This is a genomic window from Confluentibacter sediminis, from assembly GCF_003258355.1.
GTDB lineage: Bacteria > Bacteroidota > Bacteroidia > Flavobacteriales > Flavobacteriaceae > Confluentibacter > Confluentibacter sediminis.
The window spans coordinates 1-327 of the sequence record NZ_QKPO01000108.1; the positions used below are offsets into that span (position 1 = coordinate 1).

The 327-nt window shown below is 71.6% G+C and carries 1 protein-coding gene; it reads left to right on the forward strand.

Translation table 11 applies throughout. The features are described from left to right. Positions 1-327, forward strand: a 327-nt coding sequence (locus DKT72_RS19110; RefSeq protein WP_220628176.1) for a DUF5110 domain-containing protein, incomplete at both ends; no start/stop codon positions are given.

Sequence of the window (327 nt, forward strand, 5' to 3'; positions counted from 1 at the left end):
ACGGCCGCCGATACGTCTCATCCGACGCCGCTGGCCGCCGACTGGAGGTCTGGCGCTCGCTCGACCGCACGCCGGTGTTCGCCAAGGCCGGCGCGATCGTGCCGTTGCAGGACGTCGCGGAATCCGGCGAAGCGATCAACTCTATCGCCAACCCGCAGGCCCTGCGCGTGCTGGTGTTCCCTGGTGCCGACGGCTCGTTCGTCATGCGCGAGGATCGCGGCACGTGGGGCGCCCCCAGCGCCGACACCGCGATAGCGTTCACGTGGGGCGGGGCCGATGCGTCGCCCAGCGCCTTCACCGTCGCGCCGGTTACCGGCGATACGTCCG